Annotated in this window: 20 protein-coding genes; 7 read left to right on the top strand and 13 right to left on the bottom strand. The window is 66.6% G+C overall.

Annotation, left to right across the window (positions count from 1 at the left end; all coding sequences use genetic code 11):
- Positions 1-197 precede the first annotated feature (197 nt).
- Positions 198-2,855, top strand: coding sequence for a DNA mismatch repair protein MutS (gene mutS, locus LGM71_RS18220; RefSeq protein ID WP_226115711.1), 2,658 nt, complete (start codon positions 198-200; stop codon positions 2,853-2,855).
- Positions 2,836-4,107, top strand: a complete 1,272-nt coding sequence (locus tag LGM71_RS18215; RefSeq protein WP_226115701.1) for a hypothetical protein — start codon at positions 2,836-2,838, stop codon at positions 4,105-4,107. Before mutS ends, LGM71_RS18215 begins: the two co-directional genes overlap by 20 nt.
- Here LGM71_RS18215 and LGM71_RS18210 read toward each other — a convergent pair.
- Positions 4,087-4,635 (bottom strand): FKBP-type peptidyl-prolyl cis-trans isomerase, encoded by a 549-nt coding sequence (locus tag LGM71_RS18210; RefSeq protein WP_124903469.1) that lies wholly within the window; start codon positions 4,633-4,635, stop codon positions 4,087-4,089. The genes LGM71_RS18215 and LGM71_RS18210 overlap by 21 nt on opposite strands.
- Positions 4,636-4,667: 32 nt before the next feature.
- On the opposite strand from LGM71_RS18210, the gene LGM71_RS18205 reads away from it, so the two are divergent.
- Positions 4,668-5,888 (top strand): cupin domain-containing protein, encoded by a 1,221-nt coding sequence (locus tag LGM71_RS18205; protein ID WP_226115693.1) that lies wholly within the window; start codon positions 4,668-4,670, stop codon positions 5,886-5,888.
- A gap of 54 nt (positions 5,889-5,942) precedes the next feature.
- Positions 5,943-6,188: a hypothetical protein gene (locus tag LGM71_RS33420; protein WP_011657350.1), complete on the top strand. Its 246-nt coding sequence runs from the start codon at positions 5,943-5,945 to the stop codon at positions 6,186-6,188.
- Positions 6,189-6,507: 319 nt separating this feature from the next.
- On the opposite strand, the gene LGM71_RS18200 is transcribed toward LGM71_RS33420, so the two are convergent.
- The 10 genes from LGM71_RS18200 to LGM71_RS18155 all read right to left on the bottom strand — a co-directional run bounded on the left by LGM71_RS18200 (position 6,508) and on the right by LGM71_RS18155 (position 15,591).
- Entirely contained in the window at positions 6,508-7,284 is a 777-nt protein-coding gene (locus tag LGM71_RS18200) for an MBL fold metallo-hydrolase (RefSeq protein ID WP_059608383.1), read from the bottom strand.
- A gap of 4 nt (positions 7,285-7,288) precedes the next feature.
- On the bottom strand, positions 7,289-8,434 hold the full coding sequence (bamC, locus tag LGM71_RS18195) for an outer membrane protein assembly factor BamC (RefSeq protein WP_151051602.1): 1,146 nt from the start codon (positions 8,432-8,434) through the stop codon (positions 7,289-7,291).
- Between the two features lie 111 nt (positions 8,435-8,545).
- On the bottom strand, positions 8,546-9,448 hold the full coding sequence (gene dapA, locus LGM71_RS18190) for a 4-hydroxy-tetrahydrodipicolinate synthase (protein ID WP_226115691.1): 903 nt from the start codon (positions 9,446-9,448) through the stop codon (positions 8,546-8,548).
- A gap of 47 nt (positions 9,449-9,495) precedes the next feature.
- Positions 9,496-10,098, bottom strand: coding sequence for a class I SAM-dependent methyltransferase (locus LGM71_RS18185; RefSeq protein ID WP_059608386.1), 603 nt, complete (start codon positions 10,096-10,098; stop codon positions 9,496-9,498).
- A 9-nt stretch (positions 10,099-10,107) separates the two neighbouring features.
- A complete protein-coding gene (locus tag LGM71_RS18180; protein ID WP_044847993.1) occupies positions 10,108-11,310 on the bottom strand; it encodes a tryptophan--tRNA ligase in 1,203 nt (400 codons plus the stop codon).
- An 8-nt stretch (positions 11,311-11,318) separates the two neighbouring features.
- Positions 11,319-11,981 carry a site-2 protease family protein gene (locus LGM71_RS18175; RefSeq protein ID WP_059608387.1) on the bottom strand — a complete coding sequence of 221 codons (663 nt, stop codon included), beginning with the start codon at positions 11,979-11,981 and terminating at the stop codon, positions 11,319-11,321.
- 45 nt (positions 11,982-12,026) lie between these two features.
- A complete protein-coding gene (locus tag LGM71_RS18170; RefSeq protein ID WP_059535812.1) occupies positions 12,027-12,659 on the bottom strand; it encodes an L-threonylcarbamoyladenylate synthase in 633 nt (210 codons plus the stop codon).
- Positions 12,660-12,731: 72 nt separating this feature from the next.
- Positions 12,732-13,562, bottom strand: coding sequence for a 3',5'-nucleoside bisphosphate phosphatase (locus tag LGM71_RS18165; RefSeq protein ID WP_059608389.1), 831 nt, complete (start codon positions 13,560-13,562; stop codon positions 12,732-12,734).
- 80 nt (positions 13,563-13,642) lie between these two features.
- Positions 13,643-14,533: an alpha/beta fold hydrolase gene (locus LGM71_RS18160; protein WP_174920030.1), complete on the bottom strand. Its 891-nt coding sequence runs from the start codon at positions 14,531-14,533 to the stop codon at positions 13,643-13,645.
- Between the two features lie 200 nt (positions 14,534-14,733).
- Positions 14,734-15,591 carry a ferritin-like domain-containing protein gene (locus LGM71_RS18155; RefSeq protein ID WP_226115689.1) on the bottom strand — a complete coding sequence of 286 codons (858 nt, stop codon included), beginning with the start codon at positions 15,589-15,591 and terminating at the stop codon, positions 14,734-14,736.
- A gap of 130 nt (positions 15,592-15,721) precedes the next feature.
- Here LGM71_RS18155 and LGM71_RS18150 point away from each other — a divergent pair, with 130 nt between their 5' ends.
- From LGM71_RS18150 to LGM71_RS18140, 3 genes are all read left to right on the top strand, one after another.
- Complete coding sequence (locus LGM71_RS18150) at positions 15,722-16,246, top strand: gamma carbonic anhydrase family protein (RefSeq protein ID WP_059608392.1); 525 nt, start codon at positions 15,722-15,724, stop codon at positions 16,244-16,246.
- Positions 16,247-16,271: 25 nt separating this feature from the next.
- Positions 16,272-17,222, top strand: a complete 951-nt coding sequence (gene hslO / locus LGM71_RS18145; RefSeq protein ID WP_059535822.1) for an Hsp33 family molecular chaperone HslO — start codon at positions 16,272-16,274, stop codon at positions 17,220-17,222.
- Between the two features lie 139 nt (positions 17,223-17,361).
- A complete protein-coding gene (locus LGM71_RS18140; RefSeq protein ID WP_059817823.1) occupies positions 17,362-17,721 on the top strand; it encodes a hypothetical protein in 360 nt (119 codons plus the stop codon).
- 95 nt (positions 17,722-17,816) lie between these two features.
- On the opposite strand, the gene ftsB is transcribed toward LGM71_RS18140, so the two are convergent.
- Positions 17,817-18,242 (bottom strand): cell division protein FtsB, encoded by a 426-nt coding sequence (ftsB, locus tag LGM71_RS18135; RefSeq protein ID WP_059608395.1) that lies wholly within the window; start codon positions 18,240-18,242, stop codon positions 17,817-17,819.
- Between the two features lie 82 nt (positions 18,243-18,324).
- Positions 18,325-19,608, bottom strand: a complete 1,284-nt coding sequence (gene eno / locus LGM71_RS18130; protein WP_011885396.1) for a phosphopyruvate hydratase — start codon at positions 19,606-19,608, stop codon at positions 18,325-18,327.
- Positions 19,609-19,659 lie beyond the last annotated feature (51 nt).

Below are 19,659 nucleotides of genomic sequence, written 5' to 3'. Positions count from 1 at the left end.
CATCATTGCATTGCCGCAATGATGGATCTCAAGCAATTCCATTTCGCAAATATCGCGCGCCCCGTATCGTCCTTCCCACTCACTGGACGACATCATGTCAAAGGTTATCGGCGACAACTGGCCGAATGGCGAACTTCGAGGTGTCCGGTTCGGGCCGCTGGTAAACTTGGGCAACCAAAGCAACTTTTCCCGATCACATGAGCACGCCACCCACGGCCGCACCTGCAACCGTCACTCCAATGATGCAGCAGTACCTGCGCATCAAGGCCGATCACCCCGACACGCTCGTCTTCTACCGGATGGGCGACTTCTACGAACTGTTCTTCGAGGATGCGGAGAAAGCGGCGCGCCTGCTCGATCTAACCCTCACGCAGCGCGGCGCATCGGCCGGCACGCCGATCAAGATGGCCGGCGTCCCGCATCACGCGGTCGAACAGTATCTGGCGAAGCTCGTGAAGATGGGCGAATCGGTCGCGATCTGCGAGCAGATCGGCGACCCTGCGACGTCGAAGGGGCCGGTCGAGCGCAAGGTCGTGCGCGTCGTCACGCCCGGCACGCTGACCGACGCGGCGCTGCTGTCCGACAAGAACGACGTCTACCTGCTCGCGATGTGCGCGGGCCACAACAAGCGTGGCGTGGCGGTCAACATCGGCCTCGCGTGGCTGAACCTCGCAAGCGGCGCGCTACGGCTCGCCGAAATCGAACCCGAGCAGCTCGGCGCCGCGCTCGAACGCATCCGGCCGGCCGAGATCCTCACGGCGGACGGCACGACCGACGCCGTGCCCGCCGGCGCCGGTGCGATCAAGCGCGTGCCGGCATGGCATTTCGATATCGCGTCGGGCACGCAGCGCCTGTGCGACCAGCTCGACGTCGCGGGCCTCGACGGCTTCGGCGCGCATTCGCTGACGAGCGCATGCGGAGCTGCCGGCGCACTGCTGCTGTACGCGGCCGCCACGCAGGGTCAGCAGCTGCGTCACGTGCGCAGCCTGAAGGTCGAGAACGAAACCGAATACATCGGGCTCGATCCGGCAACGCGCCGCAACCTCGAACTGACCGAAACGCTGCGCGGCACCGAATCGCCAACGCTGTACTCGCTGCTCGACACATGCTGCACGACGATGGGCAGCCGCCTGCTGCGTCACTGGCTGCATCACCCGCCGCGCGCGTCCGTCGCCGCACAGTCACGCCAGCAAGCGATCGGCGCACTGCTCGAAGCGCCCGTGAACGCGAGCCTCGACGCCCTGCGAACCGCACTGCGCCAGATTGCGGACGTCGAACGGATCACCGGACGTCTCGCGCTGCTGTCCGCGCGCCCGCGCGATCTGTCGAGCCTGCGCGACACGTTCGCCGCGCTGCCCGCGCTGCGCGAACGCATCGGCGCGATCGTCGCGAACGCGGATGCGCTCACGCGCATCGACGCGGCGCTCGAACCGCCCGCCGAATGTCTCGACCTGCTGACGAGCGCGATCGCCCCAGAGCCTGCCGCGATGGTGCGCGACGGCGGCGTGATCGCGCGCGGCTACGATGCGGAGCTCGACGAGCTGCGCGACATCTCCGAGAACTGCGGGCAGTTCCTGATCGATCTCGAGGCGCGTGAGCGTACCCGCACGGGCATCGCGAACCTGCGCGTCGAATACAACAAGGTGCACGGCTTCTACATCGAGGTCACGCGCGGCCAGACCGACAAGGTGCCCGACGACTATCGCCGCCGCCAGACGCTGAAGAATGCCGAGCGCTACATCACGCCCGAACTGAAGACTTTCGAGGACAAGGCGCTGTCCGCGCAGGAACGCGCGCTGGCTCGCGAGCGCGCGCTGTACGACGGCGTGCTGCAGGCACTGCTGCCGTTCATTGCCGAGTGTCAGCGCGTCGCGTCGGCGCTCGCGGAGCTCGACGTGCTCGCCGCGTTCGCCGAGCGCGCCCGCACGCTCGACTGGGTCGCACCCGCATTCACCGACGAAATCGGCGTCGAAATCGAACAGGGACGTCACCCCGTCGTCGAAGCGCAGGTCGAGCAGTTCATCGCGAACGACTGCCGGTTTGGCGCCGAGCGCAAACTGCTGCTGATCACCGGCCCGAACATGGGCGGTAAGTCGACCTTCATGCGGCAGACGGCGCTGATCGCGCTGATGGCATACGTCGGCAGCTACGTGCCGGCGAAGTCGGCCTGCTTCGGCCCGATCGACCGGATATTCACGCGAATCGGCGCGGCCGACGACCTTGCCGGCGGCCGCTCGACCTTCATGGTCGAGATGACCGAAGCGGCTGCGATCCTGAACGACGCGACACCGCAGAGCCTCGTGCTGATGGACGAAATCGGCCGCGGCACGTCGACGTTCGACGGCCTCGCGCTCGCATGGGCCATCGCGCGTCATCTGCTGGCGCAAAACGGCTGCTACACGCTGTTCGCGACGCATTACTTCGAGTTGACGCAACTGCCCGCCGAATTCCCCCAAGCGGCCAACGTCCACCTGTCGGCCGTAGAGCACGGTCACGGCATCGTGTTCCTGCACGCGGTCAACGAAGGCCCGGCGAACCAGAGCTACGGGCTGCAGGTTGCACAACTCGCGGGCGTGCCGGCACCGGTGATCCGCGCCGCGCGCAAGCATCTCGCGTATCTCGAACAACAGTCGGCCACGCAGCATACGCCGCAGCTCGACCTGTTCAGCGCGCCGCCCGCCGTGACCGACGAACTCGAATGCGCGGATGCGCCTCCACCGTCCAACATCCCGCATCCGGCACTCGAAAGGCTGCGCGACATCGATCCCGACGACCTCAAGCCGCGCGACGCGCTCGACCTGCTGTACGAACTGCGCACGCTCGTCCGCTCGCACGATGCCGACGGGCACGCATAAGCGCACCCCGTCGGGCTGGCCGGCCCGGGCCAGCGCTGCGCTGGCCGCGGCGGTGCTCGCGCTGGCGCAGGCCGGCGCGCTGGCCGCGCCGCCCAAACGTGCCGCCGCCCCCTACTCGTTCGCGGTCGTGTCGGGCGTCATCGATACGCCGGCCGACGAGCCAGCCGCGCAACGGCTGTTCGAATCGATCGCGCGCGAGCGCAATCTGGCCTTCGTCGTCTATGCGGGCAACATCAAGGGCGCAAAGGAAGCGTGCCGCGACTCGCTGTATACGCAGCGCGGCGCGATCCTCGACGCATCTCGCGTGCCACTCGTGTTCCTTCCCGGCCACGACGACTGGGTAACGTGCAACACGGCGGCCGGCGGCAACTACGACCCGGTCGAACGTCTGGACTTCCTGCGTCAGACGCTGCTGGCCGACGCGGCGCTGCCCGACCCCGGCGCGCTGCAGATCACGCGCGAAAGTGAGGTCGCCCGGTTCCGGCCCTATCGCGAAAACGCGCGCTGGCTGCATGACGATGTCGTCTACGTCGCGCTGAACGCACCGGCACCGAACAACCACTATCTGACGGCCGGCGGGCGGAACGGCGAATTCGAGGACCGCATCATCGCGAACGGCTTCTGGATCGACCACGCGGCCGAATATGCGAAGCGGCACGAAGCGCGCGCGATCGTGGTGATTTTCGAAGGCGATCCGCAGTTCGATCGCTATGAGCGTGCCGAACGCTTTGCGTGGTTGCGTTTCAACCGGCCGCGCGTCCGCGACGGTTTTCGTGAACTGAAACGAACACTGGTGAAGGCGGCGGCGGTATTCCGCGGCCCGATCCTGGTGGTGCACGCGAGCAGCGAGCCGCTTGCGAACGGCTTCCTGATCGATCGCCCGCTGCATGCGGACGACGGCGTGCTGGTGGGAAATGTGACGCGTGTCGCGATCGGACCGCGTCATCCGGCGAATCAGTGGGTGAAGGTCAACGTGTCACCGGCACGGCAGACGATCTTCAACGTGAGCGTGCAGGACGTCCCGAAGAATCTGCCGACCCCGCCCGCGCTGCCGGTCGTGCCGCGCGATAACATCCCGCTGCCGCAGATGCCGGAGATCCCGGCATTGCCGGCATTGCCCGACTCGTCGTCGGTCGCGCCGCCGCTTCAAGGCGACGGCACGACACCGGACGGCGCTTCGTGGCCCGCGCCGCGCCCTGCTTCAGGGCCGGCGCCCAGCCTGCCTGCCAGCTCAGTGCAGGGTACGCCCTGACGGTGCGTCGCCTTCCTCGTCCTCGTCTTCGTCCTCGTCGACGATTTCGAGGCCTTCCGCGCCATGCGCGTGCTCATGCTCGATCTCGTCTTCGGTCGCTTCGCGAACGTCCTTGACCGTCAGTGCGAAACGCAGCGCCATGCCCGCAAGCGGGTGGTTGCCGTCGAGCACGACCTTGTCCTCGGCGATGTCCGTGACCGTGTAGATCAGCGAATCCACTTCCTCGTCGCCGTCTTCCGGCGTGCCTTCGAACTGCATGCCCACTTCGATCGGCTCGGGAAAACGATCGCGCGGCTCGATCTTCACGAGTTCGGGATCGTAGTCGCCGAACGCGTCCTGCGGCTCGAGCTGAACCTGCGCCTGGTAACCGGGCTCCTGGCCGTCGAGCTGTTCCTCGATCTTGGGGAACGTGCCATCATAGCCGCCGTGCAGATAAACCATCGGCTCGTCGCTTTCCTCGATCAGATTGCCTTGCGCATCCGACAGCTTGTAAGCGACCGACACGACGGTGTTTTTTGCGATTTTCATCCAATTCTCCCAAATACAAGTCTCATTATACGATGCGCAACCGGTCTCAAGCCGAACCGCGGGACGCCGCTGCCGCCCCGCTCGGCGCGCCGCCTTCCGATCTTCCCACACCGCTGCTCGGCGGCCTCTCGCCGGCGCAATTCATGCGCCGCTACTGGCAGAAGAAGCCGCTGCTGATCCGCCAGGCGATCCCCGGCGTGAAGCCGCCGGTGACGCGCGACGCACTGTTCGAGCTGGCAGCCGACTATGACGCCGAATCGCGACTGATCACCCATTTTCGTAACAAGTGGCAACTGGCCCACGGTCCCTTCGAGCCGGGCGCGCTGCCTGCCGTTTCGCGAAAGTCCTGGTCCTTGCTCGTGCAGGGGCTCGACCTGCACGTGGACGCGGCACGCGCGCTGCTCGACCGCTTCCGCTTCATCCCGGACGCACGCCTCGACGACCTGATGATTTCGTACGCGACCGACGGAGGCGGCGTCGGCCCGCACTTCGACTCGTACGACGTATTCCTGCTACAGGTCGAGGGCCGGCGCCGTTGGCGCATCGGTGCGCAGAAGGACCTGTCGCTGCAGCCGGACGTCCCGTTGAAGATCCTCGAGCATTTTGAGCCGAGCGACGAGTGGGTGCTGGAGCCGGGCGACATGCTGTACCTGCCGCCGCACATCGCGCACGACGGCGTGGCCGAAGGCGAATGCATGACCTGCTCGATCGGCTTTCGGGCGCCGTCCGCCGGGGAGCTGGGCGCGCAATTCCTGTATTACCTCGCGGAGCGCGGCGGCCTGCGCGACGAGCGTGGCGACGCGCTTTACCGCGACCCGAAGCAGCCGGCGGTCGACACCCCGGCGCAACTGCCGCCGGCGATGGTCGAGCGCGTCGCCGAGATCGTCGATGCGATCCGCTGGCGCAAGCGTGACGTCGCCGAATTCCTCGGTTGCTACCTGAGCGAACCCAAATCGAACGTCGTATTCGAGCCGCCGGCGCGCCCGCTGTCCGAGGCCGCGTTCGTCGCGCAGGCGTCGCGCCGGGGCGTGTATCTCGACAGACGGGCCGCATTGATGTATAACGCGCGCTCGTACTTCATTAATGGCGAGGAAGAACCGCTCGAGCACGCCGGCGAATGGCTGCCCGAACTGGCCAATCTGCGCCACATGGAGGCGAAACGGTTTGTAACACTATCCCGGGTTCCCTCAATGACAGCCTTGCTGCACGAGTGGTATTGTGCGGGCTGGATACGGGTCGGAAACCGGATTTAGTGAGCCGCCCCGTATGCCCGTGCAGATCAAATTCTGTATGGGAAAGACAACGTATTGACCCCGCATTTGTCGACGGTCGATAGGAAAGTGCATATAATTTCCGCCCAAGCCGTAGGGAAGATTCACGCTCTAGAAGTGCGTCTCCACCAGCGGCCCAGGTCGGTGTTGGAGCACATTACCGGTATTGTTTCGCGCTGTTGCTTACCTTTAACCATAAAAGGACGTGATCATGAAGAAATCCCTCCTCGTAGCTTCCCTGTTGGCTGCTGTTGCACTGGCTGCTTGCAACAAGAGCGCTGATCAAGCTGCTTCGTCGGCTGCTAGCGACGCATCGGCTGCTGCTTCGTCGGCTGCTTCGGCAGTTGCTGGTGCTGCGAGCGACGCAGCTGCTGCTGCTTCGTCGGCTACGGCTGCTGCGAGCGACGCAGCTGCTGCTGTGGCGTCGGCTGCTTCGGCAGCGACGGCTGCTCCGGCTTCGGGCGCAAGCCAGTAAGCCTCAGCATCAGCTGAAAAAAAACCGGCCCTTCGGGCCGGTTTTTTTACGTCTGTCGGTTGCGCGCATCGTATCCGGCGGCAGGACCGGCCAAGAGCCGTCCCGGGCGTCCGATCCTGCGCCTGCTCAGCCGAGCGTCAGCCAGTCGAAGCCCGCGTCCTGCGTGGCCACGACCACTTCCTCCCCGTCCGTTCCCAGCACGCCGGCCAATGCCTGGCGGGCCAGCTCGGGCCGGTTGTTCTGCTGGCTCAGGTGCGCCGCGACGAGGTGCTGGAGGCGGCTGCGTTCGAGCGATGCGAGGATGCCCGCGGCGGCGGCGTTGCTCAGGTGGCCGTGATTGCCACCGATCCGCGCCTTCAGCGACTGCGGATAGCGGCTCCCGGCGAGCATCTCGGTATCGTGGTTGGATTCGAGCACCAGCGCGTCACAACCGCTCAGAACGGCCGTGATATGCGGCGTGGCCATCCCGACGTCGGTCAGCACGCCGAGCCGGCGGCAACCGTCCATGAAGACGAACTGGAGCGGTTCCCGCGCGTCATGGGGCACCGTATATGGCATCACGGCCAGATCGCGAATCGCGGCTGTCTCGTCGCCCCACAACACGTGGAGATCGACATCGGCTTCGTCCGCGCCCACCGCGCGTGCCGTGCCCCAGCTCATGTAGAGCGGCAGCGACCCGCGCCGCGCGAGCGTCAGCGCGCTGCCGACGTGGTCACTGTGTTCGTGGGTGATGAGGATCGCATCGAGATCGTCGATGCCGAGATTCAGGCGGCCGAGGCGGCGCTCGACCTCCTTCGCTGAAAAACCGCAGTCGAGCAGCACGCGGGTGGTCGTCGTGCCGCTCGCGACCTCGACGACCAGCGCGTTGCCTTCGCTGCCGCTACCGAGGCTGGCGAAGCGCACGCGATCAGTTCAACTGGGCGTGCAGCAGCGAAATGATCCGCTGCGCGTCCGACGAGTTGTCGACCTTGCCGGTCGCGTCGACCACCGCGACCTGCGTGCCGCCGCTGCCCTGCGCGCGCACGTTGACCAGGTATTCCTTGCCCGGCTTCGCCGCCGACGGGCCGCCGTAGAACAGCTTGCCGAACAGCCCGTCGCGCTTGAGCTCTTCCATCGTGTTCGCGTAACGGACCGTGTACAGGCCCTTCTCGCGGTCGCGATTGTCGACCGCGAAGTTGGTGCGGTCGAGCGCGAGACCGACGCGCAGCCACGCACGGTCGAACGATTCCGCCAGTTGCAGCGTCGCGGCACCGCTGCTCGTATCGCTCACCTGCGCCGGCGCCGTCGCGGGACGCGCATCGGTCAGCAGTTGCTTCGCCTGCGCGTCGCTCAGGCCGAACTTCTGCATCAGCTTCGTCAGGAACACAGCCTCGAGCACCGGATTGCGCGGACGCTCTTCCCAGCGCGACGACGTGCCGCCCTGCGGGCCGACCATCATTTCTTCCATCGCGCTGTGCGTGATCGAGATGTCGGTGTTGCCGTCCGGCGTACGGTTCACGAGCGTGCGGAAACGGTCGCGCGTGCCCGACGAGTACGCGAAGTCGATGACCTTGCCGATCGTGCGGCGGAACCAGTCATCGGGAATGTTCGCGCGGTTCTCGGCCCAGTCGGTGGCCATGATGCCGGTCGACGGTGCGTCAGTCTTCAGCGAGAAGCCGTTCTCCTGCCAGAATTCCTTCAGGATCGGCCACAGCTGCTCGGGCGTGCGCCCGTCCACGACGAGCCAGCGGCGGTCGCCGTCGCGCTCGATATGCATGCCGAGCGGATCCTGCGCGCTCGGGACACCGTCGGTCGCGTTGCCGGCGGCCGTCGTCGCCCGCGGCGGCAGCGTGCCGAGACCAGCGTTGCTCGGCGGCGCGACGAACTGCTGGGTCGTCGGCACCGGCTTCAGGTCGCTCGGCACCGCGAGCGGCGGCGCCGAACCCGTGTTCTTGTAGTTGACCCGGTCAGGAGCCAGATAATCGTTCAGCGTATCGCAGCCGGCGAGCGCGCCCAGCGCCAGCGCCACCACCGAAACCTGGATGGCGCGAGAGGAAAAGGCGAAACGTTTCATGAAATCCTTCGTCTTGCTAGAACGCTCGTCAGGAGCGGCGCCGGACGGAGCCGGCCGGTGCGGGTTGATGAGGGGTCGAGCCGGCGGCCGCAGGACGCGGCCGCCTGAGCATCAGAGGACGCCGGCCTCGACGAGGGCCGAACGCACGACGTCGTGACAGCGCTCGTCGAGCGGCGTGAGCGGCAGGCGGATGCCGCCCTGCATCTTGCCCATCGCCTGCAGTGCCCACTTCACCGGAATCGGGTTCGCCTCGACAAACAGGTTCTTGTGCAGCGACAGCAGCTTCATGTGCAGCTCGCGCGCCGTTGCGACGTCGCCGGCCAGCGCCGCGCGGCACAGGTCGCTCATCGCGCGCGGCGCGACGTTCGCCGTCACCGAGATGTTGCCGTGGCCGCCGAGCAGCATCAGCGCGATCGCGGTCGGATCGTCGCCGCTGTAGATCGCGAAATGCTTCGGCGCGGCCTTGATCAGGTGCGCGGCGCGATCGATGTTGCCGGTCGCGTCCTTCACACCGATGATGCCCGGCACCTGAGCGAGGCGCAGCGTCGTCTCGTGCGCCATGTCCGCGACCGTACGGCCGGGCACGTTGTACAGAATCACCGGCAGGTCGACCGCCTCGGCGATCATCTTGAAGTGCCGGTACATCCCTTCCTGCGTCGGCTTGTTGTAGTACGGCACGACCTGCAGCGTCGCGTCGGCGCCGACGGCCTTCGCATGCTTCGTCAGTTCGATCGCTTCGGCGGTCGAGTTGCCGCCCGCGCCCGCGATGATCGGGATGCGCTTCGCCGCATGCTCGACCGCCGTGCGGATCATCAGGATGTGCTCTTCAACGTTGAGCGTTGCCGACTCGCCGCTCGTGCCGACCACGACGAGTGCGTCGGTGCCTTCCGCGATGTGCCAGTCGATCAGTTTGCGAAACGCCGGCAGGTCAAGACTGCCGTCTTCGAGCATCGGGGTGACGATCGCGGGGATGCTGCCGCGGATGTGAATGCCGTCTTGGGTGCCGTTAGCCATGAAACGCGATTGATTGTTGTACCGGTAAACGTTGAGATTGTAGCGGATTAGCCGGGCAGTTCGTAACGTGGAATTCCCGCCCCCGCTGTCGGGGTCGCGCCCTCGCGTACCGCGCAGATGCGCTGCACGAACGCCTCGCGCGGCGCGGCGACGAATCCGTCCTCGTACGCAACCACCCGCAGGCGGCCACGCACCGCGTCCAGCAACTCGCCCGGGGCGAGCAGGAACGCAGGATTGGACGGCTTGCCGACCGTTTCGTTTCCTTGCGCGAAGGTTTCGTAGATCAGCACGCCGCCCGGCGCCACCGCATCGAGCAGTCGGGGCCAGAGCGGGCGATGCAGATAATGGGTGACGATCACCGCCGCGAACGACGCACCGGCCGGCAGCGGCCAGGGCGCGCCCTCGAGATCGGCGTCGCGCACATCGACACCGGGAATCGCGCGCAAAGCGGCCAGCGCGGCCGCATCGCGGTCGAGCGCGACGACTGGATGCCCGTGCGACGCAAACCAGCGTGCATGGCGACCACCGCCCGCGGCGACGTCGAGCACCGTGCCGCTCGCCGGGACGAGCCGCGACCAGCGGGCGACCCAGCGCGACGGTTCGGTCTGGGCCACGTGGCCGCCCGCGGCGGCAATGACAGGTTCGCGCATGCCGTCAGGTCAGGTGTACGACAGGCCCATCGCCTCGCGCACGTCGCGCATCGTCTCGACCGCGTGCTTGCGCGCCTTGTCGCAGCCGTCCGCGACGATCGCGCGCAGCAGCGACGGATCGTCCATGTACTTCTGTGCGCGCTCGAGCATCGGCTGCTGCTCGCGCAGGATCCCTTCGACCACCGGCTGCTTGCAGTCGAGGCAGCCGATGCCCGCCGAGCGGCAGCCGCTCTGCACCCACTGGTGCGTCGCTTCGTCCGTATAGACCTGATGCAGCTGCCACACCGGGCACTTGTCCGGATCGCCCGGATCGGTGCGGCGCACGCGTGCCGGATCGGTCGGCATCGTGCGGACCTTCTTCGTGATCGTCTCCGCATCCTCGCGCAGGCCGATCGTATTGCCGTACGACTTCGACATCTTCTGGCCGTCGAGGCCCGGCATCCGCGACGCTTCGGTCAAAAGCGCCTGCGGCTCGACCAGGATGATCTTGCGCGCGCCTTCGAGATAGCCGAACAGGCGCTCGCGGTCGCTCATCGACAGGCTCTGCGATTCCTGCAGCATCGCGCGCGCCTGTTCGAGCGCCTCGTCGTCGCCTTCCTGCTGGTACGCGTTGCGCAGCTCGTGATAAAGCTTCGCGCGCTTGCCGCCGAGCTTCTTCGCGGCTTCGAGCGCCTTCTCCTCGAAGCCCGGCTCGCGGCCGTACAAGTAGTTGAAGCGGCGTGCGATCTCGCGCGTCATCTCGACGTGCGGCACCTGGTCCTCGCCGACCGGCACGAGCGAGCCGCGATACAGCAGGATGTCGGCCGCCATCAGCACCGGGTAGCCGAGGAAGCCGTAAGTCGACAGGTCCTTGTCCTTCAGCTTCTCCATCTGCTCCTTGTAGGTCGGCACGCGCTCGAGCCAGCCGAGCGGCGTGCTCATGCCGAGCAGCAACGCGAGTTCCGCATGTTCGGGCACCTTGCTCTGGATGAACAGCGTCGCCTGCGCCGGATCGATACCCGACGCGAGCCAGTCGATCAGCACGTCCCACACGTTCTTCTCGATGACCTCGGGTGTTTCGTAGTGCGTCGTCAGCGCATGCCAATCAACCACGCAGAAGAAGCACGGGTACTCGGACTGCAGCTTCACCCAGTTTTTCAGCACGCCGTGGTAGTGGCCGAGGTGCAGCGACCCGGTGGGTCGCATGCCGGAGAAAATACGATCTGGGAACATGATTGTCGTTAGAAAAGCGAGGCGAAGGGAGACAGGATGGCGCTCAGCACGCCGGCCGCGGCATTCACGAGCGGCCGCAGCCAGAAGTTCGTCAGCACGCCCGTCGAGACCAGCACGAGGACGATGATGAAACCGTACGGCTCGATTCGCGACAGCGCGATCGATTGCTTCGGCGGCAGCAGCGCCGCCAGGATGCGGCCGCCGTCGAGCGGCGGCAGCGGAAACAGGTTCAGCACGCCGAGCACCAGGTTCGCGCTGACGCCTGCGTAGGCCATCCGCGTGAAGAACGGCTCGTCGATGCCGGCAGCGGGCAGCACGATGGTCAGCACGCCCCAGATCAGTGCCTGCACGAAGTTGCAGGCCGGGCCCGCCAGCGACACCCACAGGCTGCCCCAACGCGGATCGCGCAGGTTGCCGAACGATACCGGCACCGGCTTCGCATAGCCAAACAGGAACGCGCCGCCCGTCAGGAAATACATCGCGAGCGGGATCGCGATCGTGCCGAGCGGATCGATGTGGCGCATCGGGTTGAACGACACGCGCCCCATCATGTAGGCGGTGTTGTCGCCGAGCAGGCGCGCGGCATAGCCGTGCGCAGCCTCGTGCAACGTGATCGCGAAGATCACGGGCAGCGCGTAGACGGCGATGGTCTGTATCAGGGAAGCGTCCATATCGCGTTATTGTAACAAGCGCACTCGCGCAAAAATGAATGGCGCTTACGCGGCCGAAAGCCCGAACGGTTCGAGCGCACCGCGCCCGGCACGCACGAGCTGCGGCTCGTCGCCCGTCAGGTCGATCACCGTCGACGGTTCGCGCGGACACGCACCACCGTCGATCACGAGATCGACCTGCTTCTCGAGCCGCGCGCGGATGTCGTCGGGATCGTTGAGCGGCTCGTCGTCCGGCGGCAGGATCAGCGTCGTGCCAAGCAGCGGCTGTCCGAGCGATTCGAGCAGCGCGAGCGTGATCGCGTGATCGGGCACGCGCAGCCCGATCGTCTTGCGCGACGGGTGCGACAGACGACGCGGCACTTCCTTCGTCGCCTGCAGGATGAACACGTACGGGCCCGGCGTCACCGACTTGATCTGCCGGTACTGACGATTGTCCACCATCGCGAAGTTGGCCAGTTCCGACAGGTCGCGCACGAGCAGCGACAGGTGCTGCTTCTCGTCGAGGCCGCGGATGCGGCGCACGCGCTCGACCGCATCCTTGTCATCGAGGTGGCACGCGAGCGCGTAGCTCGAATCGGTCGGCATCGCGATCACGCCGCCCTTGCTGACGATGTCCGCGGCCTGCTTGATCAGGCGCGGCTGCGGATTATCCGGATGAATCCTGAAGAACTGGGACATGGGGACACGTAAAGAGGGAGAAGTCGGATGCGCGCCTCGGCGGCAGCGCCAGCGGCAAGCGGCCGCGGTACGTCAGAGCCAGCGCTCCCAGAGCGGTTTCAGGTCGGGCGGCAAAGGCGGCAGGCTGCCGAGCTCGATGCGACCCTCGCCCGGCGCATGGAAATCCGAGCCGCGCGACACCTCGAAGCCGAAGCGGCGCGCCACGTCTGCGTATTCGCGGTACTGGTCGGGCGTGTGGCTGCCCGTAATGACCTCGATCGCGCGGCCGCCGAGATCGATGAATTCACCGAAGAACGCATCGAATTCGACCGGCGTGTAGCGGTAGCGGCCCGGGTGCGCGACCACGGCCTCGCCGCCCGCCGCGCGAATCCATGCAACGGCGTCGGACAACGTCGCCCAGCGGTGCGGGACGAACCCGGGCTTGCCGTCGCCGAGCAGGCGGTCGAACACATCGGAGGTCGATTCGGCATGGCCGTTCTCGACCAGGAAGCGCGCGAAGTGGGTGCGCGAGATCAGGTCGGGATTCGATACGTACTTCAGCGCGCCTTCGTACGCGCCGGGAATGCCGAGCGTCTCGAGCTGCGCTGCAATCGCCCGCGCACGCGCGGCGCGGCCGTGGCGCGTGCGGTAGAGGCCGTCGACGAGCGTCGGGTTCGACGGATCGATGTTCAGCCCGACGATGTGCACGGTGCGCGACGCCCACGTGACCGAAATCTCGACGCCGCTCAGGTAGCGCATCCCCAGCGCCTCCGCCTCGCTGCGTGCCGCCGCCTGGCCGCCGATCTCGTCGTGGTCGGTCAGCGCCCACAGGGTCACGCCGCCGGCATGGGCGCGGCGCGCGACGTCGGCAGGCGACAGCAACCCGTCGGAAACATTCGAATGGCAGTGGAGATCAGCGTTCATTGTCGATATGGCAGGTGAAGCTTCATTCTACTGCAATGCGTCAATTGCGCCGCCCGCCTGCCTCCCGCGCCGCCGCCAGCCTACGCGCAGAACGCCTCGATCAGCGCCGCGATCTGCTCCGGCTGGTCGTGATGAACCATGTGGCCGGCATCCTCGACGAGCTTTTCGCGCCAGTCGGGGAACGCGCCGAAGCGCGCCTTGAACTCCGGCAGCGGGATGTCGCCGGCGAGATACGCGAGCGTCGGCGAATTGACGGCCTCGACGTGCAGCACCTTCGCGCGCACCTGCTTCCAGACGGCCATCACCTCGTCGAGCCGGTACAGCTGCGGGCCCGCCATCTTGTGCGCGGGGTCCGCCAACAGGTGGTAGAGGCCGTCATCGCCACGCTTCGACCAGTGCGCGGCGAGGAACGCGGCGCGGTGCGGATCGAGCCGCGGATTGGTCTTGATCAGCCGGGCCGCCACGTCGTCGAGCGACGCATACGGGCGCAACACCGGCGGCTCGCGCAGCTCGTCGAGCCAGCCGCGCAGCCGGCGCGGCGCCTGCTCGGCCCGCGCGGGGGCGAGCCCGAACCCTTCGAGGTCGACCACGCGCCGCACGCGCTCCGGGCGCGCGCCCGCGTACAGGCACACGACGTTCGCCCCCATGCTGTGCCCGACCAGATTGACTTCGCCGGTGGGTGCATAGTGATCGACGAGCGCATCGAGGTCGCCCAGGTACTCGTGGAACCAGTAATGACCGCCGCCCTGTCTCGCGACCGGCCAGTCGGACAGGCCGAAGCCGCGTGCATCCGGCGCGATCACCTGCCAGTCGCCCGCGAGCGCGTCGACGACGAACTGGAACGATGCCGCGACGTCCATCCAGCCATGCAGCATGAACAGCGTCGGCGCATCGGGTCGGCCCCAGCGCCGCACATGCAGCTTGACGCCGCGCACCGTGACGAAATCGGAAACAGAACTCGAGGCACTCATTGCAGCCGCCAAAAAAAGAATGATCGTTCGATTATAGCGATGACGCCTCCATTCCGGCGCCTGGCAGTCGAGGCAGCTCTCTAGCGACGGCGTGCGGAATCGGCCTGTCGGACGCCGCGGACAGGCCGCCGAAGGATCCGCGAGGCCGACGCAGCGACAGCCTTCGCCCGCCCGCCGGGAGCCGGCGGCGCCCGGACGTGCTAACCGGCCGCGTTGCCGTCCGCCGCGTCCTGCGCGGCGAGCTCGTCCAGCTCCGCCTGCTCGAATCCCGCGGTGCGGCGCGCGTCGAAATTGAACGGGCCGCGCAGCCGCGGCGCATGGTACTGCTCGGCGAGCTCGCGATAGGCCGGCACCGGATCGCGGCCGGCCTCGTCGCACAGGTACCGGAACCAGCGATTGCCGATCGCGACGTGGCCGATCTCGTCGCGCAGGATCACGTCGAGAATCGCCGCGGACGCATCGTCGCCCGCCTGCACGAGCCGCGCCCGGATCGGCGGCGACGCGTCGAGTCCGCGCGCCTCGAGCGTGCGCGGTACGAGCGCCATCCGCGCGAGCGGATCGGCCTTGGTCCGCTCGCACATCTCCCACAGCCCGTTGTGCGCGGGAAAATCCCCGTACGCATGCCCGAACTCGGCGAGCCGCCTGGACAACAGCGTGAAGTGATGAGCCTCCTCGGCCGCGACCTTCAGCCAGTCCGCATAGAATGCGTCGGGCATCCCGGCGAAGCGCCACACGGCGTCGAGCGCGAGGTTGATCGCGTTGAATTCGATATGCGCGAGGGCGTGCAGCAGCACCGCGCGCCCCGCGGGCGAGCGCATGCTGCGGCGCTCGAGCTCGCGCGGCTCGACGAGCGGCGGGCGCGCCGGACGGCCGGGCAGGTCGGTCGGTTCGTCCAGATCGAGCGTCGGTGCGATCGTGGCCTGCCGGGCCAGCAGCGCGTCATGCAGCGCGCGGACCCGAGCGGCCTTCGCGGCCGGCTCGGACATCCGCAGGGCGTCCAGCGCGGCGCGACGCACGCAGTGTGGCGCAGCCATGAAAGAAGAAGGCTCCATGTTCATCAAACCGGGCACCGCCAGTGCGCATGCACGCGACGGTTTACAATGTACGTTTGTGCCGTCACGCAATGCACCCGGCACGCCAGACGCGCCATTCTACCGGCGCCCATCATCGAAGAGACCAGGAGACTCCGTGACGATCTACAAACTGGGCGAGACGGCCCCGACGATCCACGAAAGCGTATTCGTCGCCGATACGGCGGCCATCATCGGCAAGGTCGTGCTCGAGGAAAACGCGAGCGTATGGTTCGGTGCGACGATTCGCGGCGACAACGAGACGATCTCGGTCGGTGCCGGCAGCAACGTCCAGGAAGGCGCGGTCCTGCATACGGACCCCGGGTTTCCTCTGACGATTGCCGAAAACGTGACGATCGGGCACCAGGCGATGCTGCACGGATGCACGATCGGGGAAGGTTCGCTGATCGGGATTCAGGCGGTGGTCTTGAATGGAGCGGTCATCGGCCGCAACTGTCTGGTTGGTGCCGGCGCGGTCGTGACAGAAGGCAAGACGTTCCCGGACAACTCGCTGATTCTCGGCGCCCCGGCGAAAGTCGTGCGCGAGCTGTCGGCAGACGACATCGCGCGGCTGCGCGCAAATGCGAAGACGTACGTCGAACGACGCGCGCATTTCAAGGAGCAACTCGTGCGGATCGGCTGATTCGCGCGGATTTCAAGGAAGAAGAGTGAGCGACCAGTTACAGAAATTCATGTTCAATTCGGCACCCGTGCGCGGCGAGATCGTGTCGCTGCGCAACACGTGGCAAGAGGTGCTTTCCCGCCGTGACTACCCTGCCCCGGTGCGCACGGTGCTCGGCGAGATGATGGCTGCGTGTGCGCTGCTGTCCGCGAACCTGAAATTTCACGGCACCCTGATCATGCAGATCTTCGGCGACGGGCCGGTCCAGATGCTGGTCGTCCAGTGCGGCTCGGACCTGTCGATGCGCGCCACGGCCAAGTTCGCCGGCGACGTCGCGCAGACGATCGGCGACGACACGCACTTCGCGTCGCTCGTCAACGCGAGCGGCCACGGCCGATGCGTGATCACGCTCGACCCGGCCGAGAAGCTGCCGGGCCAGCAGCCGTACCAGGGCATCGTGCCGCTGAACGGCGTCGACGGTCCGCTCGAATCGGTATCGCAAGTGCTCGAGCATTACATGCATCACTCGGAGCAGCTCGACACGCGGCTGTGGCTCGCGGCCGATCGCGACCGCGCGGTCGGCATGCTGCTGCAGAAGCTGCCGGGCGACGGCGGCATCGTGCCGCGCAACGCCGAGACCGACGCCGACACGTGGGAGCGCGTCTGCACGCTCGGCGGCACGCTGTCCGCGAAGGAATTGCTCGAGGTCGAACCGGAAGTCGTGTTCCGTCGGCTCTTCTGGCAGGAAAACGTGCAGCACTTCGACCCGGCCGGTACGCGCTTCCAGTGCTCGTGCTCGCGCGAGAAGGTCGGCGCGATGCTGCGCATGCTCGGGCGCGACGAAGTCGACAGCGTGATCGTCGAGCGCGGTCACGTCGAGATCCACTGCGAGTTCTGCAACCAGCGCTACGAGTTCGATCCCGTCGACGTCGCGCAGCTGTTCGCCGCGCCGGAACTCGCGACCGGCATCACGCCCGCGACCGATCAGCGTCACTGAGCGAGCGGCGCGCCCGTGCCGGCCATGAGCGGCGCGGGTGCATAATGACGCACGAGCGTCGCACGCAACGGCCCAGGCGCCGGAGGTCCGCCTTCGGCACAAACCGCTTTCCGCTGTCGGCGCGCTGCTGGAGAAACACATGAATCGCCCGTTCCGCACCCTCGTCCTGACCAGTGTCGCAGCCGGCACACTGGCCCTCGCCGGCTGCGCGGTGCAGCCGCCTTCGTCGACGATCCTGAGCCGCCTGCCCGAACCGGGCGCTTCGGGCGGCCAGCCGCCCGCACTGTCGAGTGCGGAGCGCAAACGCTACGACGAGATCGACCGGCAAGTGCTGCGCGAGCAGAACGACGCGATGGCGGCGGAGGCCGCCGCGCGCGCGTGGGCGTATTACTCGCCGCCCCCCGTGACCGTCTACGGCGGCTATTACGGCGGCGGCTGGGGAAACCGGTGGGGCACCGGCATCGGATATGGCTACGGTTACCCGGGCTGGTGGTGGTGATGCGTGACGCGCGTCGACCAATTCGATTGACGACTGGCAGGAAATAAAAAAGCGCGGCATTTCCCGCGCTTTTTCAATGGTTCGGACTCCCGCGCTCAGTGATGCGCGGCCTTGCCCTTCTCGCCGCCATGATGCCGCGACGGCTTCGCGATCGACTGCGGGTTCGGCACGACACGCACGGGCGCGGCGGAAACGGTGCCGCGCGTCGACATGCTCGAAGGCGTGTTGTTCAGCGGCGCCGCCGGCGCGTTCGGCGACACGAACTGCACGAATACTTCGCCGTCCTTCACCATGCCCATCTCGTAGCGCGCGCGCTCCTCGATGGCCGCGGTACCGCCCTGCAGATCCTGCACTTCGCCCGCGATCCGTTCATTGCGCAGCTTCTCGTCCGCGTTCTTCTGCAGTTGATCGCCGAGTTGCTGGCGCAATTCATGCACCCGCAACCAGCCGCCGTGTCCCCACCATAGGGGGTACTGAATGAGCGCCAGCAAGGCAATCAGGACGACAGTGACAAGCCGCATGTAGAAGACGCAGATATAAGAAGCGCCGCTCCGCGCGACATGCACAGAGCGGCGTCGAGATGACGAACCCGATAGTAGCGCGTTAGCGCAGGTTATAGAAAGCCGATTTGCCCGGGTAGCTCGCGATATCGCCGAGGTCTTCCTCGATGCGCAGCAGCTGGTTGTACTTCGAGATGCGGTCGCTGCGCGACAGCGAACCCGTCTTGATCTGACCGGCGTTCAAGCCGACCGCGATGTCCGCGATCGTCGAATCTTCCGTTTCGCCCGAGCGGTGCGAGATCACGGCCGTGTAGCCCGCGCGCTTCGCCATTTCGATTGCCGCGAACGTTTCGGTCAGCGTACCGATCTGGTTGATCTTGATGAGGATCGAGTTCGCGATACCCTTCTCGATGCCTTCCTTCAGGATGCGCGTGTTCGTGACGAACAGGTCGTCACCGACGAGCTGCACCTTCTTGCCGAGGCGCTCGGTCAACAGCTTCCAGCCGTCCCAGTCGCCTTCGTGCATGCCGTCCTCGATCGACACGATCGGGAACTTGTCGGCGAGCGTCGCGAGGTAGTCGGTGAATTCGGCCGACGACAGTTGCAGGCCTTCGCCCGCGAGCTGGTACTTGCCGTCGTGGTAGAACTCGGATGCCGCGCAGTCGAGCGCGAGCAGCACGTCTTCGCCCGCACGGTAGCCTGCCTTCTCGATCGCCTGCAGGATCGTCGACAGGCACTCGTCGTTGCTGCCGAAGTTCGGCGCGAAGCCGCCTTCGTCGCCGACTGCCGTGCTCATGCCGCGGTCGCTCAGGATCTTCTTCAGTGCGTGGAACACTTCCGCGCCGCAACGCAGGGCTTCACGGAACGTCGGCTGGCTCACCGGGACGATCATGAATTCCTGGATGTCGAGGCTGTTGTTCGCGTGCGCGCCGCCGTTGACGATGTTCATCATCGGGACGGGCAGCTGCATCGCGCCCGAGCCGCCGAAGTAGCGGTACAGCGGCAGGCCGGCTTCTTCAGCGGCTGCCTTCGCGACGGCCATCGACACGGCCAGCATCGCGTTCGCGCCGAGGCGCGACTTGTTGTCGGTGCCGTCCAGCTCGAGCAGCGTCTTGTCGAGGAACGCCTGTTCCGACGCGTCGAGGCCCATGATGGCTTCGGAGATTTCGGTGTTGATATGCTCGACTGCCTTCAGCACGCCCTTGCCGTTGTAGCGGCCGGCTTCGCCGTCGCGCAGTTCGATCGCTTCACGCGAGCCGGTGGACGCGCCCGACGGCACCGCCGCGCGGCCCATCGTGCCCGATTCGAGCAGCACGTCGCATTCGACGGTGGGGTTGCCGCGCGAATCCAGAATCTCGCGGCCGATGATATCTACGATTGCACTCATGGGTTTCCTCTGAGAATGACGATGGATTCTTCAAACTGCGACGGCGCGCGC

This window comes from Burkholderia sp. AU33545, assembly GCF_020419685.1.
In the GTDB taxonomy this organism is placed as follows: Bacteria; Pseudomonadota; Gammaproteobacteria; order Burkholderiales; family Burkholderiaceae; genus Burkholderia; species Burkholderia diffusa.
The sequence above is the reverse complement of the archived record's forward strand: the minus strand, read 5'-3'. Positions and strand labels throughout refer to the sequence as shown.

Bases quoted from the DNA above. Each gene is read 5' to 3' on its own strand.
- LGM71_RS18185 (WP_059608386.1), bottom strand. From the start codon at position 10,098: ATGCGCGAACCTGTCATTGCCGCCGCGGGCGGCCACGTGGCCCAGACC.
- LGM71_RS18170 (WP_059535812.1), bottom strand. From the start codon at position 12,659: ATGTCCCAGTTCTTCAGGATTCATCCGGATAATCCGCAGCCGCGCCTG.
- LGM71_RS18180 (WP_044847993.1), bottom strand. From the start codon at position 11,310: ATGTTCCCAGATCGTATTTTCTCCGGCATGCGACCCACCGGGTCGCTG.
- dapA (WP_226115691.1), bottom strand. From the start codon at position 9,448: ATGGCTAACGGCACCCAAGACGGCATTCACATCCGCGGCAGCATCCCC.
- LGM71_RS18210 (WP_124903469.1), bottom strand. From the start codon at position 4,635: ATGAAAATCGCAAAAAACACCGTCGTGTCGGTCGCTTACAAGCTGTCG.
- LGM71_RS18140 (WP_059817823.1), top strand. From the start codon at position 17,362: ATGAATCGCCCGTTCCGCACCCTCGTCCTGACCAGTGTCGCAGCCGGC.
- bamC (WP_151051602.1), bottom strand. From the start codon at position 8,434: ATGAAACGTTTCGCCTTTTCCTCTCGCGCCATCCAGGTTTCGGTGGTG.
- LGM71_RS18155 (WP_226115689.1), bottom strand. From the start codon at position 15,591: ATGAACATGGAGCCTTCTTCTTTCATGGCTGCGCCACACTGCGTGCGT.
- eno (WP_011885396.1), bottom strand. From the start codon at position 19,608: ATGAGTGCAATCGTAGATATCATCGGCCGCGAGATTCTGGATTCGCGC.
- LGM71_RS18165 (WP_059608389.1), bottom strand. From the start codon at position 13,562: ATGAACGCTGATCTCCACTGCCATTCGAATGTTTCCGACGGGTTGCTG.
- LGM71_RS18175 (WP_059608387.1), bottom strand. From the start codon at position 11,981: ATGGACGCTTCCCTGATACAGACCATCGCCGTCTACGCGCTGCCCGTG.
- ftsB (WP_059608395.1), bottom strand. From the start codon at position 18,242: ATGCGGCTTGTCACTGTCGTCCTGATTGCCTTGCTGGCGCTCATTCAG.
- LGM71_RS18205 (WP_226115693.1), top strand. From the start codon at position 4,668: ATGCGCAACCGGTCTCAAGCCGAACCGCGGGACGCCGCTGCCGCCCCG.
- LGM71_RS18215 (WP_226115701.1), top strand. From the start codon at position 2,836: ATGCCGACGGGCACGCATAAGCGCACCCCGTCGGGCTGGCCGGCCCGG.
- LGM71_RS18160 (WP_174920030.1), bottom strand. From the start codon at position 14,533: ATGAGTGCCTCGAGTTCTGTTTCCGATTTCGTCACGGTGCGCGGCGTC.
- mutS (WP_226115711.1), top strand. From the start codon at position 198: ATGAGCACGCCACCCACGGCCGCACCTGCAACCGTCACTCCAATGATG.